General features: G+C 76.1%; 13 protein-coding genes. 7 read left to right on the forward strand and 6 right to left on the reverse strand.

Going from position 1 to position 15,090, the window contains the following annotated elements; genetic code table 11:
* The first annotated feature begins 510 nt into the window (after positions 1-510).
* Positions 511-1,968, forward strand: a complete 1,458-nt coding sequence (locus ACFWP3_RS35900) for a hypothetical protein (protein WP_384229685.1) — start codon at positions 511-513, stop codon at positions 1,966-1,968.
* Between the two features lie 46 nt (positions 1,969-2,014).
* Here ACFWP3_RS35900 and ACFWP3_RS35905 read toward each other — a convergent pair whose 3' ends face one another.
* Positions 2,015-3,736: a carboxylesterase/lipase family protein gene (locus ACFWP3_RS35905; protein ID WP_384229688.1), complete on the reverse strand. Its 1,722-nt coding sequence runs from the start codon at positions 3,734-3,736 to the stop codon at positions 2,015-2,017.
* A gap of 173 nt (positions 3,737-3,909) precedes the next feature.
* Between ACFWP3_RS35905 and ACFWP3_RS35910 the strand changes: the two genes are divergently transcribed.
* Positions 3,910-4,911: a hypothetical protein gene (locus tag ACFWP3_RS35910; RefSeq protein WP_384229690.1), complete on the forward strand. Its 1,002-nt coding sequence runs from the start codon at positions 3,910-3,912 to the stop codon at positions 4,909-4,911.
* A 242-nt stretch (positions 4,912-5,153) separates the two neighbouring features.
* Here ACFWP3_RS35910 and ACFWP3_RS35915 read toward each other — a convergent pair whose 3' ends face one another.
* The 3 genes from ACFWP3_RS35915 to ACFWP3_RS35925 all read right to left on the reverse strand — a co-directional run bounded on the left by ACFWP3_RS35915 (position 5,154) and on the right by ACFWP3_RS35925 (position 7,853).
* Positions 5,154-6,179 carry an NAD(P)/FAD-dependent oxidoreductase gene (locus ACFWP3_RS35915; RefSeq protein WP_384229692.1) on the reverse strand — a complete coding sequence of 342 codons (1,026 nt, stop codon included), beginning with the start codon at positions 6,177-6,179 and terminating at the stop codon, positions 5,154-5,156.
* Positions 6,176-6,730: an isoprenylcysteine carboxyl methyltransferase family protein gene (locus ACFWP3_RS35920; protein WP_384229736.1), complete on the reverse strand. Its 555-nt coding sequence runs from the start codon at positions 6,728-6,730 to the stop codon at positions 6,176-6,178. Before ACFWP3_RS35920 ends, ACFWP3_RS35915 begins: the two co-directional genes overlap by 4 nt.
* Positions 6,731-6,791: 61 nt before the next feature.
* Positions 6,792-7,853 carry a type III polyketide synthase gene (locus tag ACFWP3_RS35925; protein ID WP_384229694.1) on the reverse strand — a complete coding sequence of 354 codons (1,062 nt, stop codon included), beginning with the start codon at positions 7,851-7,853 and terminating at the stop codon, positions 6,792-6,794.
* A 76-nt stretch (positions 7,854-7,929) separates the two neighbouring features.
* Here ACFWP3_RS35925 and ACFWP3_RS35930 point away from each other — a divergent pair, with 76 nt between their 5' ends.
* Positions 7,930-8,907, forward strand: a complete 978-nt coding sequence (locus ACFWP3_RS35930; RefSeq protein ID WP_384229696.1) for a UbiA family prenyltransferase — start codon at positions 7,930-7,932, stop codon at positions 8,905-8,907.
* Here ACFWP3_RS35930 and ACFWP3_RS35935 read toward each other — a convergent pair.
* Positions 8,894-9,931, reverse strand: a complete 1,038-nt coding sequence (locus ACFWP3_RS35935) for a PHP domain-containing protein (RefSeq protein WP_384229698.1) — start codon at positions 9,929-9,931, stop codon at positions 8,894-8,896. The two genes, ACFWP3_RS35930 and ACFWP3_RS35935, sit on opposite strands and share 14 nt — an antisense overlap.
* Positions 9,932-9,986: 55 nt before the next feature.
* Entirely contained in the window at positions 9,987-10,463 is a 477-nt protein-coding gene (locus ACFWP3_RS35940) for a MarR family winged helix-turn-helix transcriptional regulator (RefSeq protein ID WP_384229700.1), read from the reverse strand.
* 128 nt (positions 10,464-10,591) lie between these two features.
* Here ACFWP3_RS35940 and ACFWP3_RS35945 point away from each other — a divergent pair, with 128 nt between their 5' ends.
* The 4 genes from ACFWP3_RS35945 (at position 10,592) to ACFWP3_RS35960 (ending at position 14,939) form a co-directional block, all read left to right on the forward strand.
* The gene (locus tag ACFWP3_RS35945; protein WP_384229702.1) at positions 10,592-11,002 is read left to right on the forward strand and encodes an organic hydroperoxide resistance protein; all 411 of its coding nucleotides are present in this window, start codon (positions 10,592-10,594) and stop codon (positions 11,000-11,002) included.
* A 164-nt stretch (positions 11,003-11,166) separates the two neighbouring features.
* Positions 11,167-12,798 (forward strand): FAD-dependent monooxygenase, encoded by a 1,632-nt coding sequence (locus tag ACFWP3_RS35950; protein ID WP_384229705.1) that lies wholly within the window; start codon positions 11,167-11,169, stop codon positions 12,796-12,798.
* A 69-nt stretch (positions 12,799-12,867) separates the two neighbouring features.
* A complete protein-coding gene (locus tag ACFWP3_RS35955; RefSeq protein ID WP_384229708.1) occupies positions 12,868-14,145 on the forward strand; it encodes a VWA domain-containing protein in 1,278 nt (425 codons plus the stop codon).
* Positions 14,145-14,939: a hypothetical protein gene (locus tag ACFWP3_RS35960; RefSeq protein ID WP_384229710.1), complete on the forward strand. Its 795-nt coding sequence runs from the start codon at positions 14,145-14,147 to the stop codon at positions 14,937-14,939. Before ACFWP3_RS35955 ends, ACFWP3_RS35960 begins: the two co-directional genes overlap by 1 nt.
* The last annotated feature ends 151 nt before the right edge of the window (positions 14,940-15,090 follow it).

Consider the following 15,090-nt stretch of genomic DNA (forward strand, 5'->3'; position numbering starts at 1 on the left):
CCGGCCCCGGGCCCGGATCCGGACCCGGCCTCGGGCCAGGCCCCGGACCCGGCCTCGGGCCCGGCCTCGGGCCCGGCCTCGGGCCCGGATCCGGCCCCGGCTTCGGGCCCGGCCTCGGGCCCGGATCCGGCCCCGGCTTCGGACCAGGCCTCGGGCCCGGCCCCGGCCCCGGTCCCGGGCCAGCCCTCGGCACCGGGCTCGGACCCGTACGCGGTCCCGATCTCGGGCCAGGCCTCGGCCCCGGGTTCGGGCCACGTCCCGGCCCTGGAGCCGGCCTTGGCTCTGGCCCCGGGGTCGGGTCAGGGCTCCGGCCCAAGCTCGGACCCGGGGTTGGGTCAGGGCTCCGGCCCAAGCTCGGCCCTGGGCTCGCCCTCAGCCTCGGGCCAGCTCTCGGCCTCGGGTTCGGCCCTGGCCGCTGGGTCGGGCCAGGGCGTCGGGGCGGGCTCGGTTTCGGGGGCGGGGCGAGGGGCCCACGAGGCGGGGTCGGGCGGGGCGTCGGGCGGGGGTGCCGTGCCCGCCGGGCGATCCGCGACCGGCGCCTCGCTCACCGAGGCGCAGCGGCGGGCCGCGGTCGGGCTGTGGCGGGTCGCCGCCGAGGCGCTTGCCGCCGGGGTCACCGCCGGAGGGGCCGTCGTCCAGGCCGAGTTGCTGCGCGCCGCGCACACCGCCCGCCTCGCCGGGCTGCCACGCGCCGAGGCGGCCGCGCTGCGCGTCGTACGGGGCCTGCGCGCCGCCCGCGGGCAGCAGGCCGGGCAGCGGCTCGGTGCGCTCACCGAGGCCTTCCGCGAACTCCTGCGCACCGCCGCCCTGCTGGCCGCCGACCGCGCCGATCCCGCCCTGACCGGCACCGCCCGCCGCGCCTACGCACCCGGCGGCAGCCTCCAGGTGTACGGCCTGTGCCGGGAGCCGGTGCTCTCGGCCACCGGCTACGGGGGCGTGGTCACGCACCTGCTGGCCCCCGACGGCGCCGCGTACTCGCTCTCCGACGTGCGCCCCGGCGGACTGGCCCGGGCCCGCGGCGCGGGGACGGCCTCCGTCGCGCTCGGCGGGGCCGTACTCGACCACGCCGGACTGGCCCGCGGCGGCCTGCGCATCGTCGGCGCGACCGTCTCCCCGGAAGGCCGGCTCGGGGCCGGGCGCGGGGTCAAGGCGACCCCGCTGCGCGGCATCCCGTGGACGGACGAGCCCGCCGCGGCGCTCTTCGCGCGGCCCGCCGCCGAGGCGCTCGCCGACCGGCCCGCGGACCCCGAGGACGCCGAACCGGCCCTGCTCGGCTGCGAGGTCGCCGTCGTCGGCGCGGCCGGGGAGCACCTCCTGGTGCGTGAGCTGCGGCCGGGCGCGCCCCTGCTGCGGCTTCGGCCCGCCCACCCCCACCCCGAGCTGGCGCGCACGGCGAACCTGCGCCGCCTCGGCTCGTACCCCGGTCTGCGGCTGCGCGTCCTGGGCCGCCCCGACCTGGACCGGGCCGCCACCCTGAGCCCGCTCGCCGTCGGCCCGGTGCCCGGCGCGGAGTACACCCTGCGGCTGCCCGAGGAGTGGCTGGGCCGGGCGGACCTCGGCTACGACCGCCTCCAGGGCGTCCACTTCCCGCCGGGTGCCGCCGCCGAGCCCGCTCCCGAGCCGGCCCCCACCGGCCCGGACCCGCTGGCCGACTCCCCGCTGTGGCGCGTACGCCGCCTCCTGGAGACCGGGGTCGCGGGCGGCCGCCGCGCCGTGGCCGAGGCGGCCCGGGGCGCCGAACCCCTGGCCGCGTACGGCCCGCTGCGCCGGGCCGGGCTCACCGGCGCGGCCGAACTGGCCGCCGCCCTCGCCGCCGAGGCCGACCGCCGCCCCCGCGACGGCTTCGGCCGCCTCGCCGATCCCTCCGCTGAGGGCTACGCCCACGCCTGGCTGTCCGCGGCCACCCACCTGGCAGCAGCGGAACGCTCCCTGGTGTCCGCCTCCTGGGCCCCCGCCCCGGACGCCTGACCCGCGCGCCGGACCGGGCGGGTCAGCGGGCGGGTCAGCGGGCAGGTCAGCGGGGCGGGGCGGGGGCTGCCGGGCCGTGGGTGTCCCACAGGGCGCAGTGGTGTTCGGTGCGGGCGTCGATCGGGCCGATGCCGGACGGGCCCGGGGCCAGGGACAGGACGGAGGGGGTCCGGGGGCGGAAGCGCGGCCAGGGCGGGGCATCCGGTGCGCCGGGGGCGCCGGTGCGGGCGAAGGCGGTCCAGTAGTCGGCCATCCGGTCCGCCAGGGCCCGCTGCGGGGCCTTCAGCGGCGCCAGTTCGAAGAGGTACGGCAGCTCGAAGCCGTGCGAGGCCCCGTACGGCAGCCCCGGCACGTCCGGCAGCCCGGTGAAGTTGGGCGCCGCGCGGTCGGAGAACCGGTAGCCGTACGTCGGCACGTGCCGGGCCAGCGCGTCGCCGTCCCGCAGCGTCGGGCAGGTGAACGAGGCGTCGGACAGCACGGTCGCCCAGGCCAGCGCGGGCGTCGGATAGGCCGTGACCGGATAGGCCGTTTCGACGGCGCGGGCCGTCGAGGCCCCGAACGACCGTTCCAGCCGGGCCCGGTAGGCGGCCTCGTCGGCGATCGGGTACGCCGCCAGGGTCGCTCCGAGGAAGATCCGCATCTCGTCCCGCGTACTGCCCTGCATGACCGGCACCCGGTGGAACCGCCCGCTCTCCAGGGCCCGTCGGGGCTCCACGGGCAGGAGGGCGCCGCCGTAGGGGACCTTGGAGAAGGTCTGCATCAGCTCCGGGGTCGCCAGCTCGCGGACGTCGATGCGGCGCAGGCAGTCCAGGACCCCGTCGGGCCCCTCGCAGCCGAGCCGGGCCGCCGCCAGGACCCCGTCCGACACCGTGGTCCGCTCCGGCCCGAAGGGCTCGTACGCGCCGAGCGTGGGAAGCAGCGACCAGGGCGGCATCGAGGTCGAGCACGATCCGCTCTGCACGATCGCCCGGTGGAACAGCCCGGCCGAGCCGGGGGAGGTGAGGTGCGCGCAGACGCTGAGGGCGCCCGCCGACTCGCCGAACACCGTGACGTTGCCCGGGTCGCCGCCGAACCGGCCCGCGTTCGCGCGTACCCAGCGCAGCGCCGCCTGCTGGTCGGCGAGGGCGAAGCCGGGAGCCCCGCCGAGCTCCGGATGGCCGAACAGGCCGAAGACGCCCAGCCGGTAGTTCACGGTCACGACCACCACGTCGCCCCGCACGGCGAGCCGCTCGGGCCGGTACAGGTCACCCGCGCCGTTGACGAAGCCCCCGCCGTGGAACCAGACCATGACGGGCCGTCCCGTCCCGCCCCGGGCGGGGGCGGCCGAGGGCACGGTCACGTTCGCGTACAGGCAGTCCTCGGAACCGCTCGGCCCGCCCGGCCCCAACGCGGGCAGCTGGACACAGCGCGGCCCGGGGGCGCCCGCGTCGCGGACGCCCGCCCACCGGGGCGCCGGCTCCGGAAGCCGCCAGCGCAGCGCGCCGGTCGGGGCGGCGGCGTACGGGATGCCCTCGAAGGTGCGGTGGGCACCGTGGTCCAGTCCGCGCACCGGCCCCCGGTCGGTGTCCACGACGGGCCGTTCCACGACGGGCCGCTCCACGACCGTCCGCTCCACGACGGGCCGCTCCACGATCCGCTGCTCCACGACCGGCCGTCCGGCCGAGGGCCGTTCCGGCCCCGGTGACGCGGCCGCCAGCAGCAGCACCGCCGGCAGCGTGAGCGTCAGCGGCCGTGCGCACCGGCGCCACAACCTCCGCACATCGGGCACGCGTCGAGCCTTTCCCCAGGGACGCGGCAGCGCGCCCGGCGACCCCCGTTTGCCCGCCCCGAATGGCGCAGTGAGCGGATCTGACAGTCAATGTAACAAAGCGTGCGCTTCCCATGACGCACGATGACCGGCGCGCGATGTGTAGACCCGCGTGTCGGCGAACGGAGCTTTCCATGAATGACCCCATCACCCTCGCGGCGACGGACCGAGAAGACCGCCACGGGATCCCCGACACCACCCCTCCGGACGCACCGGCGCCGGGCCCCGAGCCCGTGCGAACCCTGCTGGACACGGCGGCCACCTGCCGCCCCCTGGAGGAGGTCACCGCCTTGGTGAGCCTGCTCAAGGACACCGGCCAGCTGCCCAACCCCGGACACGAGGCGCTGCGCACGGCCGCCGTGACCCGTCCCGTGCACGAGGTGCGGCAGATGGTCGCCCTGCTGGGCGAGCCCCCGCACGAGGTCGACGCGGCGGACATCACGCTGCGCGCCGCCGCCGTCGGCCGGCCGATCGAGGACGTGGCCCTGCTGGTGACCATCCTCGGGACCGAGGACCCGGCCCGGTCCGCCCCGTCCGACCAGGCCGAGCGGCCCGCGCGGTCCGGGGTGCTCGACGAGTCCGGGGAGCAGCGGGCCGAACCGGCGGGGCCGCCCGGGCCCGAGGACGAGCCGTACGAGGAGGAGCCGTACGAGCCGCCGTACCGGGAGCTGTACGACGCCCCGTACGAGCAGCCGCGCCGGCACACCGGACCCGGCTCCGAACCGGCCCGCCCCGAACCGGCCCGCTCGGGTCCGCCGGTGCTGCGTCACATGCTGCGCTGGCCGGTGGCGATCGCCCTGCTGGTCACCGGCGTCCCGCACCTGCCCATGGATCTGGCGGCGCTGTCGTCGGCGGCTCCGCTGGACTTCCTGCCGCTCCTCGTCACGGTGCTGTGCATCGGCTTCGGGGCGCTGCTGGCGGTGCGGGACACGACGCTGGTGTGGCGGGCGGCGGCGGTCACGGCCCTCGGCGTCGTCGCACTGCACGTGTCCGGGGGAGCGGCGGCCTTCGACCCCCTGGCCGGGGCGGTCGGCGGGTCCGTCGCCTGGGCGGGCAGCGTCGTGATGCTCAGCGCGGCGGCCGGCGCCGTCCTCGCGGGAGTGGCGCTGAGGAACCCGGGGGAGAGCGCGGCCTGATCCGGCGGTGAACGAGCGGCACCCCGTGCGTACCCGGCACGGGGTGCCGCTCCATGTCCGGCGCGCCACACCGGAAGTCCCACACCGGAAGTCCCACGCCGGAAGCCCACACCGGAAGCCCACACCGGAAGTCCCACGCCGGAAGCCCACATCGGAAGTCCCACGCCGGAAGCCCGCGCAGGGAGCTCCACATCGGGACCCTCACGCGGGAGCCTCGCGCCGGAAAGCACGCGCCGGGACGCTCACGCCAGGAGGTTCACCGCCCGGGTGAACACGCGCGGGAGCCGCGCCGCCAGTGGGACGATCCGCCGGGCGAGCGGGGGCCGGTGGCGCGCCCAGAGGAGGGACTCGGTGAGTGTGCGGTAGCTGCGCGACAGCTCCCGCCAGGCCTGTTCGTACGCCTGCGGCCGCCCCGCCCGTACGCAGCGCACCAGTTCGCCCGCGGCCGTCACGGCCAGGGTCAGGCCCTCGCCGGTCAGCGCGTCCACGTACCCGGCCGCGTCCCCGACGAACAGCACGCGCCCCGCCACCCGTACGCGGGCCCCCTGGCGCAGCGGCCCGGCCCCGCGCACCGGCGCCCCGGGGGAGGCGGGCAGCCGTGCGGCCAGCAGTGGGAACCGGGCGAGCTGGGCGTCGAAGGGGGCCTGCTCCGTGGTCAGGACGGCCACGCCGATCCGGTCGGGGGCGAGCGGGGTGACGTACGCCTCGCAGTGCGCCGCCCAGTGCACCTCGACGAGGTCGCTCCACGGCGCGACGGTGTAGTGGCGGCGCAGCCCGTAGCGTGCGGGCCGGCCGGGCACGGGCGGCGCGGACAGGCCGAGCGCGCGCCGGACGGGGGAGTGCAGGCCGTCGGCGGCGACGAGGTAACGGGCCGTGAGACCGGCCGCGTTGACGTGGTCACCGCCCTGGCTGACCGTTTCGACGCGGCTTCGGACCACCCGTACGCCCAACTGCGCGGCCCGTTCGGCGAGCGCGGCCTGGAGTACGGTCCGCCGGACGCCCAGACCGGGACCGGCGCGGAACAGCCCGTCCGCGTGGCGCCCGCTCACGCCGTCCACGTAGCGGATGCCGTGGAACGGCTGCCCGGCCACGTCCAGGCCCAGCTCCCGCAGCCGGGAGACCGCCCCCGGCATCAGGCCCTCGCCGCAGGCCTTGTCCACGGGCGTGGGCCGCGGTTCGACCACCACGACCTCGAGGCCCGCCAGCGTGCCGTGGATGGCCGTCGCCAGGCCCGCCGGGCCGCCGCCGGCGATCAGCAGGTCGATCACGAGGGGGAGCCGGCCGTCGGCACGGAGGCGGGGGCGCGCAGCCGTCCGCCGTCCGTCAGCGCGGCGTCCTCGCAGCCGATCCGCACGCGCAGGAGCAGCAGGTTGAGCGCGGTGAAGCCCAGGGCGGTCACCCAGGCGCTGTGTACGAGCGGCAGCGCGAGCCCTTCGATGACCACCGCCACGTAGTTGGGGTGGCGCATCCACCGGTAGGGTCCGGCCGCCACCAGCGGCAGTCCGGGTACGACCAGCACCCGGGTGTTCCAGCGCGGTCCGAGGGTCGCGATGCACCACCAGCGCAGGGCTTGCGCCGCGAGGACCAGGCCGAGCGCCGACCAGCCGAGCGCGGGCAGGAACGGACGCCCGGCGGCCCAGGGTTCGACGACGCAGCCCACCAGCAGCGCGGTGTGCAGGGCGACCATCACGGGGTAGTGGCCGCGGCCGTACTCGCGGCCGCCCCGGGCCAGGCTCCACGCCGCATGGCGGCGGGCCGTGGCCAGTTCGGCGAGCCGCTCGGCCGCGACGAGGCCGATCAGCAGCAGGTACCAGGTCATGGACGGAGTGAGGGCCATGGAGTCACCAGCCAGGGGGGAGTCGGGGGAGCCACCGCGGTGGTCACCAGCGGAGCAGGACGAGTTCGGAGGCGAAGCCCGGTCCGAAGGCCAGCATCAGCCCGACCGAACCGGGCGGCGGCGGCCCCGCGCTCTGGATGCCGCCCAGGATGTGCAGGACCGACGCCGAGGAGAGGTTGCCGACGGCGGCCAGCGAGCGGTGGCTCGCCGCGAAGGCCGATTCGGGCAGGGCGAGGGCCTCGGCCAGCGCGTCGAGGATCTTCGGTCCGCCGGGATGGCAGATCCACGCGTCGACGTCCGAGGGTTTGAGGTCGTGTGCGGCGAGGAAGGTCTCCACCTCCTCGGCGACGTGCAGCCGGACCAGGTCCGGCAGTTCGCGGCCGAGGACCATGCGCAGCCCCCAGTGGCCGATGTCCCAGCCGAGCAGGTGCTCGGTGCCGGGGTAGAGGCGGCTGCGCGCGGCCACCACCGACGGCCCGGCGCCGGTGTCGTGCAGCGGGTGCTCGCGGCCCACCGCGACGAGCGCCCCCGCCCCGTCGCCGAACAGGGCCCCGGCCACCAGGTTCGCCATCGAGGTGTCCGTGGACTGCAAGGTGAGCGAGCAGAGTTCGGTGGACAGCAGCAGGGCCGCGTGGCCGGGCCGGCCCGTCAGGTGGTCGTGGAGGTGGCCGACACCGGCGGCACCCGCCGCGCAGCCCAGGCCGAAGAGCGGCACCCGCCGTACGTCGGGACGCAGGCCGGCGCGTGTGGCGAGGCGGGCCTCGAGCGAGGGCGTGGCGAGCCCGGTCACGGTGGTCGACATGACGAGGTCGATCTGCGGGGCCGCCAGTCCGGCCTCGGCGAGGGCGAGCGCGAGGGCCCGGCCGCCGAGGTCCAGGGCCGCTTCCAGGAACAGGGCGTTCGTCGTGCCGAAGTCGTTCGAGGGCCCGTACCGATCCAACGGGAGCGCGAGGTGGCGGGTGCGCACGCGGACCGAGGAGTGCACCCGGTGCAGCAGGGCGGTGTCGGAGCCCGGCGGCAGGAAGCGGGCCAGGGCGGCCGTGATCTCGGCCTGCGGATGGCGATGGGGCGGGAACACGCTGCTCACTGCCAGGACACGCGTCATCCGTTCACCATAGGAAACAACTGACACATCGTTATGAATCAGGAGAACCGGGCGCGGCGCGGCATACGGTGTCGCCGTGCCCGCACGAACCACGGCGACCGGCCCGGCCGACCCCGCCGGCGCGACCGGCTCCACCACGGCAGCCGACGCCGCGACCGCCGCCGACGCCGCGCCCTCCGCCGCCGCGACCGCCGCCGACGCCGCGCCCGCCACCACCGCCCCGCCCGTACGCCGCCCGCGCGGAGGTGCGGCCGCGGGGCTGCTGGCGGCCTGCCACCCGCTGCCCGCAGCGGCCGTCACCCTCTTCGCCGTGGCGCTGGCGGCCGCCGCCGGGCACGGCCCGGCCGGAGGGGCCGCCGCCGTGGGCGCGGTCGCCGCCGGCCAGCTCTCGGTCGGCTGGAGCAACGACCGGGCCGACCTGCGGCGCGACCGGGCCGTGGGCCGGCGCGACAAACCGCTGGTCGCGGGTACGGTGCGGCCCGCCGCCGTGACATGCGCGGCGGGCCTGGCCCTGCTGGTCTGCGTGCCGCTCTCCCTGGCCGGCGGGCTGCTCGCCGGGACCGTGCACCTCGTCGGGGTGGCGGCCGCCTGGGGCTACAACCTGTGGCTGAAGCGCACGGCCGCGTCCTGGCTCCCGTACGCCCTGGCCTTCGGCCTGCTGCCCGCCTTCTTCACCCTCGGTCTGCCCGGCGCGCCGTGGCCGCCGCTGTGGCTCACGGCCGCGGCGGCCCTGCTGGGGGCGGGCGCGCACTTCGCCAACGTACTGCCGGACATCGCCGACGACCTGGCCACCGGGGTGGCGGGCCTGCCCCAGCGGCTCGGGCCCCGGCGCGCGGCCGCGCTCGCCGCGCTCCTGGTCCTCGGCTCGGCCGTCGCCCTGGTGGCGGGCCCGCCGGGGCGGGTCACGGCGTACGGCTGGGCCCTGCTGGCGGGGACGGCGGCGGTGCTGCTCCTCGCGGCCCGGCGCCCCGCGGGCCGGCTCCCCTTCCTGGCCGTACTGGCCGTCGCCGGGGCCGATGTGCTGCTGCTGGTGGGCCGGCTCAGCCCGGCGTAGCGCGGGTACGGGTCCACTCCCGGAGCCCTTCGGCCGGCCAGGTGTTGATCACGCGCTCGGCCGGGACCCCGCACTCCGCGGCCCGTTCGCAGCCGAGCAGCTGCCAGTCCAGCTGGCCGGGGGCGTGAGCGTCGGTGTCGATCGCGAAGAAGGTCCCGGCGGCCACGGCGAGGCGCAGCAGGTCCCGGGGCGGGTCCAGCCGCTCGGGCCGGCTGTTGATCTCCACGGCGGTACCGGACTCCGCGCAGGCCGCGAAGACGGCCTCGGCGTCGAACCGGGACGGGGGCCGGGTCCGGCCGGTCACCAGCCGCCCCGTGCAGTGGCCCAGTATGTCCATCAGCGGGTTGCGCACGGCCGCCAGCATCCGCCGGGTCATGGCGGGCGCGTCCATCCGCAGCTTCGAATGGACGGAGCCGACGACGAGGTCGAGCCGGTCGAGGAGCTCCGGTTCCTGGTCCAGCGAACCGTCGTCGAGGATGTCGCACTCGATGCCGGTCAGCAGTCGGAACGGCGCCCAGGCCTCATTGAGCTCCGCCACCACCAGCAACTGTTCGCGCAGCCGCTCGGGAGAGAGCCCCCGGGCCACCGTGAGGCGCGGCGAATGGTCGGTGAGCACGGCGTACTCGTGTCCCAGCGCGGCCGCGGCCCGGCCCATCGCCTCGATCGGGCTGCCTCCGTCGGACCAGTCCGAGTGCACGTGGCAGTCCCCGCGCAGCGCGGCCCGCAGGGCGGTGGCCGCGGGGGTGGCCGGCGGGCCCTGGGGGAGCGCGGCGACCTCGTCCTCCAGCTTCTGCAGGTAGGCCGGGATCGCCCCGCCGAGCGCCTCCCGCACCACCTGGGCGGTCTTGGGGCCGATGCCCTTGACGGCTTCCAGGGAGCCGGCCGCCGCGCGTTCGGCCGTCTCGCGCTCGCCCATCCGTCCGACGGCGGCCGCGGCCGTACGGAAGGCCCGTACCCGGTAGGTGGGCTCCTGGGCGCGCTCCAGCAAGAAGGCGATCCGGTCCAGCGCGGCCACCGGGTCCATGGGCGTTCCTCCTGCCTCCGGACCCAGTGTCCGGCGGCGCGCCCGCTTACGCCTCTTACGCCTCTTGCGGGACGGCGGCGTCGAGCGCGGCGGTGAGGCGGCTCAGCCGGGTCTGGAGCTCGACGATCTCGGCCAGCTCGAAGCCGGTCGCGGCCGCGATCCGCCGCGGGACCTCCACCGCGCGGGCCCGCAGCGCGGCCCCCTCCTCGGTCAGGTGGGCGTGCACGGACCGCTCGTCCTCGGTGCTGCGCTCACGGCGGACCAGGCCGGCCGCCTCCAGCCGCTTGAGCAGCGGGGACAGCGTCCCGGAGTCCAGGCGCAGGTGCTGTCCGATCTCCTTGACGGGCAGCTCGCCGTGCTCCCAGAGCACCAGCATCACCAGGTACTGCGGGTAGGTCAGGCCCAGGTCCTTGAGGACGACGCGGTACAGACCGCCGAAGGCGCGGCTGGCCGCGTTCAGCGCGAAGCAGATCTGGCCGTCCAGGCGCAGGAAGTCCTGGTCGGGGTGGAATGCGGTCGGCTCCTCGGTCATGGGCGCCAGTGTACCCGGGGAGCGCTTGCGAGGCATTGAATTGTGCACAACTGAATTGCGTGCTCTAATGATGGAGCGCGGTCGACCACCGGCCGCCGCAACGGACCATTTCTGCGAGAGGAACTCCGATGGACGCGCTGTACACCGCTGTCGCCACCGCCAACGGCCGAGAGGGCCGCACCGTCAGCTCCGACGGCCAGCTCGACCTCGCCCTCGCCATGCCCCCGGCGCTCGGCGGCAACGGACAGGGCACCAACCCCGAGCAGCTCTTCGCCGCCGGTTACGCCGCCTGCTTCGCCAGCGCCCTGGGCCTGGTCGGCCGCCAGGCCAAGGTCGACACCAGCGAGGTGTCGGTCACCGCCGAGGTCTCCATCGGCAAGGACGGCGCCGGCTTCGGCCTGGCCGCGGTCCTGCGCGTCGAGCTCCCCGAGTCCCTGGCCGGCGAGACGGGCGCCCTGCTCGTCAAGCAGGCGCACGAGGTCTGCCCCTACTCCCGCGCCACGCGCGGCAACATCGAGGTGGAGCTCGTCGTCGAGTAGACGACCGGACGCGGAGACGACCGGACGAGTGGACGACCGGACGGGCGGGCGCCCGGCACGCCCGCCGGCCGGTTCGCCGGCACACCGGAGATGCCGGAGCCCCGGCGGGCGGCGACCATGGAGGGGCACCGCCCCGCACGGGGCTCGCACCCCGGGAGGCGCCAGTGGCGCACACTCGCTCGACAGACGTACTGGTCGTGGGCGCGGGCCCGGTCGGGCTGACCGCCGCCGTGGAGCTGCGCAGACGCGGAGTCTCCTGCCGGATCGTCGACCGGCTGCCCGCCCGGCTCCCGTTCGCCAAGGCGGTGGGCATCCAGCCGCGCACCCTGGAGCTCTGGGACCGCATGGGGCTGATCCGCGCCGCCATGGAAGCGGCCGTCCCGATCCGCGGGCAACTGGCGTACGCCAACGGCGTCGAACTGCCCCGCCTCGACTTCGTCCTGCCGCCCGAGGTCCCCTACGGCTTCGCCGCGCTGCCGCAGTACGAGACCGAGCGCATCCTCGACGAGTTCCTCGCCCGCTTCGGGACCGCCGTCGAGCGCGGCACCGAGCTGGTGTCGTTCGCCCAGGACGCCGACGGGGTGACCGGCCGGCTGCTCACCCCCTCCGGCGCGGAGGAAGAGGTACGGGCCCGGTTCCTGGTGGGCTGCGACGGCGCGCACAGCATCGTCCGCAAAGGGCTCGGACTGAGCTACGAGGGCGGCGCCTTCCCCGAGGAGTACATGCTCGCCGACGTGGAGGTCGACTGGGACCTCCCCCACGGCTACGCCGTCCGCTCGATGCACCGCGACGCCGCCGGCGCGGTCGACGACGTGCTGGTGTGCATCCCGCTGCCCGGCGCCGGCCGGTACCGCGCGTCGATGCTGGTCCCGCCCGAACTCTCCACCGCACAGCAGGCCGACGCCGTCTCCGACGGAGTCGCCCACGGGCTGCAGACCGGCCGGGCCCCCGCACTCCCCGACATCCAGACCGTCCTGGACCGGCTCTCACCACAGCCCGCCACCGCCTCGAACATCCGCTGGGCCTCGGTGTTCCGCATCAGCCACCGCATCGTGGACCGGTACGCCGACGGCCGGGTCTTCGTCGCCGGAGACGCCGCGCACATCCACCCGCCCACCGGCGCCCAGGGCATGAACACCGGCATCCAGGATGCCTGGAACCTGGCCTGGAAACTCGCCCTCGCGGTCGACGGCCGCGCCCACCCCGGCCTGCTCCGGACCTACGACACCGAACGCCGGCCCGTCGGCGAGGAAGTCGTCGGCCGCACCGTGCGGCACGCCGAAGCGGGCGTCCAGGCCGACCCGGACGACCCCGAGACCGTGATGCTGCGCGAGGCCCAACTGCTCGTCGCGTACCGGGGCAGCCCCATCGTCGGCCCGCCCGGCGAGGGCCCGGGCCCGCGGCCGGGGGACCGGGCACCGGACTGCGGCGGCCTCACCGCCCCGATCGCCGCCCACCCGCTGCGCCTCCACGACCTGCTGCGCGACCGCGGACACGTCCTGCTCGTCTACGGAGACGACCCGCGGACCGGCGAACTCGCGCGGACGGCACGGGAGTCCTCGGCGGGCCGGATGGAAGCCTGCGCGATCCTCGGACCCGATGCCCCGGCCGACACCACCGGCCTGCCGGAGTACCGCGACACCGAAGGCGCCTTCGCCCGCCGCTACGCCGTGGACGGACCGACGGCCTTCGTGATCCGCCCGGACGGCCACCTCTCCGCCCGCCTCACCCCACCGGACCCGGCGGCACTGGCAGCCCACCTCGCCACCACCTTCGCCCCGGGCACCGAGCCGTAGTCCCCCACCCGCAGACCCCGGCTGACGACCCGTTTTGGAATGCCGGAAGATCCTCAATACGATCCGGCGATGATCACAAGAAAACGGCTTGCGGCCCGGGCGTGCGGACTGCTCGCCGCCCTGGCCGTCGGGCTCCTCCCGGCGAGCGCCACCGCCGCCGACGGGCCGACGGCGAAGGAACCCCCGAAGGTCGATCTCGTCCTCGACGTCAGCGGATCCATGCGGGCGAACGACATCGACGGCCAGTCCCGGATGGCCGCCGCGAAGCAGGCCTTCAACGAGGTCATCGACTCGGTCCCCGACGAAGTGCGCCTCGGCATACGCACCTTGGGCGCCACCTACCCCGGTGACGACAAAGCCCTCGGCTGCAAGGACACCAAGCAGCTGTACCCGGTCGGGCCGCTGAACCGCACCGAGGCCAAGACCGCCGTCGCGACCCTCGCCCCCACCGGCTGGACCCCGATCGGCCCCGCCCTGCTCGCCGCGGCCCAGGACCTGGACGGCGGAGACGGCACCAAGCGGATCGTGCTCATCACCGACGGCGAGGACACCTGCGCCCCGCTCGACCCGTGCGAAGTCGCGCGCGACATCGCCGCCAAGGGCATCCACCTGGTCATCGACACCCTCGGCCTGGTCCCGGACGCCAAGATCCGCGCCCAGCTCACCTGCATCGCCGAGGCCACCGGCGGCACGTACACCTCCGTGCAGCACACCGCCGAACTCTCCAGCAGGGTCAAGCAACTCGTCGACCGGGCCGCCGAACCCGTCGTCAACCCGGTGGCCACCGAGGGCGCGAAGCAGTGCGCGAACGCCCCCCAGCTCAAGCCCGGCCTCTACAGCGACCGCGAGACCTTCGGCGAACACCGCTGGTACCGCGTCGACGTCCGCCCCGGCCAGGAGCTGCGCGCCTCGGTGAGCATCGCCGCCGACCGGGCCGTCAACAACGACTACGGCGTCCTGCTGCGCGCCACCACCGTGCACGGCCGCGAGATCGTACGCGGCTCCGAGGCCGGCGACGGCCGTACGGACGTCCTGTCGACCGGCCTGCGCTACCCGAAGGCCGAGACCGACGCGGACGACGAGGCAGTGAAGGAGGCGCCGGAGACCGTCTGCATCCAGGTCAGCAACTCCTTCTCCGCCCCCGCCTCCGTCAAGACCACCCCCGGCATGCCCGTCGAGCTGACCATCGACGTGGTGGACGGACCCGGCGGGGCGTCCGACGCCGCCGCCTTCGGTCTCGGCCGCGGCTGGTGGCTGCTGGCCGTCCTGGCCCTCGTCGGGCTCGCCGCCGGTGTGGTGTGGGGCTGGATCTCGCGCTGGCGCATCTCCGTCTGGAGGACCAACTGATGCGTACCGTACGCACCCTGACCGCCGGCCTGCTGGCCGCGGTCGCCGCCCTCACGGTGACCGGGTCGGCCCTGGCCGACACCCCCTCGGCGAGCCCCAGCCCCCGCTCGACGACCGCCAAGGAGGAGGCCGCGCCGACCGAGGCGGGCACCGGCTTCCGTACCGCGACGGCGTTCCGCCCCGGCCAGAAGGCCACGGCCGGCGCGTCCACCGGCGACTACCTCTACTGGGTCGTCCCCGTCGACGCGCAGCAGCGCCTGACCGTCAAGGCGGCGGTCACCCTGCCCGAGGCCAAGACCCGGCACGGCGCCTCGACCTGGCAGCTCGACGTCTACGACGGGCTGCGCCGCCGCCAGGCGTGCGCCTACGGCACGCAGACCCGGGCCGCGGCCCGGGAAGCGGCCACGGTGGAACTGTCCTGCACCCTGCGCACGGTCCGCGCCGGAGCCGAGCAGTGGGCCAACGATCCGTTGCCGGGCAGCTACTACGTACGCCTGACCGTCGTCGACGCACCGGAGGAGGACCTCGGCCTGCCGATCCGTGCGGCCGTCGAGGCCTCGGTGCACGAGAGCGGCGGCGCCTACGCCGTGGACGGCGCCGTCTCCACGCCGCTGGTCCCCGCCACCGTGACCGGCTCGCTGAGCGAGCCCGAGGACGGCTGGTCCGGCGGCTGGTGGTCGGACCGCTGGATCTGGACCGCGGCGGGCGCGGTGCTCGGCGCCCTCGCGGGCATCCTCGGCTACTCCCTGACGCGCGGCTCGGGCCGCCCGTCGCGGGTGCCGCCGCGCGCCTGACCGGCTCACGCGTGACCGCGTCATGCGTGACCGCGTCACGCTTGACCGCGGAAACGGCCGGGGCCCCGGGGGGTGCCCCGGGGCCGGGCCGGGGGGGGGGGGGTGGGTGTTTTATAAAAAATAAGCGTGCGGGGGTAGGGGGGGGGGTTTT

The organism is Streptomyces sp. NPDC058525 (assembly GCF_042719495.1).
Lineage (GTDB): Bacteria > Actinomycetota > Actinomycetes > Streptomycetales > Streptomycetaceae > Streptomyces.

What these genes read in the sequence shown, in the direction of transcription:
- ACFWP3_RS35960 (WP_384229710.1), top strand. Translation starts at nt 14,145, where the DNA reads ATGCGTACCGTACGCACCCTGACCGCCGGCCTGCTGGCCGCGGTCGCC.
- ACFWP3_RS35910 (WP_384229690.1), top strand. Translation starts at nt 3,910, where the DNA reads ATGAATGACCCCATCACCCTCGCGGCGACGGACCGAGAAGACCGCCAC.
- ACFWP3_RS35935 (WP_384229698.1), bottom strand. Translation starts at nt 9,931, where the DNA reads ATGGACCCGGTGGCCGCGCTGGACCGGATCGCCTTCTTGCTGGAGCGC.
- ACFWP3_RS35955 (WP_384229708.1), top strand. Translation starts at nt 12,868, where the DNA reads ATGATCACAAGAAAACGGCTTGCGGCCCGGGCGTGCGGACTGCTCGCC.
- ACFWP3_RS35920 (WP_384229736.1), bottom strand. Translation starts at nt 6,730, where the DNA reads ATGACCTGGTACCTGCTGCTGATCGGCCTCGTCGCGGCCGAGCGGCTC.
- ACFWP3_RS35925 (WP_384229694.1), bottom strand. Translation starts at nt 7,853, where the DNA reads ATGACGCGTGTCCTGGCAGTGAGCAGCGTGTTCCCGCCCCATCGCCAT.
- ACFWP3_RS35940 (WP_384229700.1), bottom strand. Translation starts at nt 10,463, where the DNA reads ATGACCGAGGAGCCGACCGCATTCCACCCCGACCAGGACTTCCTGCGC.
- ACFWP3_RS35945 (WP_384229702.1), top strand. Translation starts at nt 10,592, where the DNA reads ATGGACGCGCTGTACACCGCTGTCGCCACCGCCAACGGCCGAGAGGGC.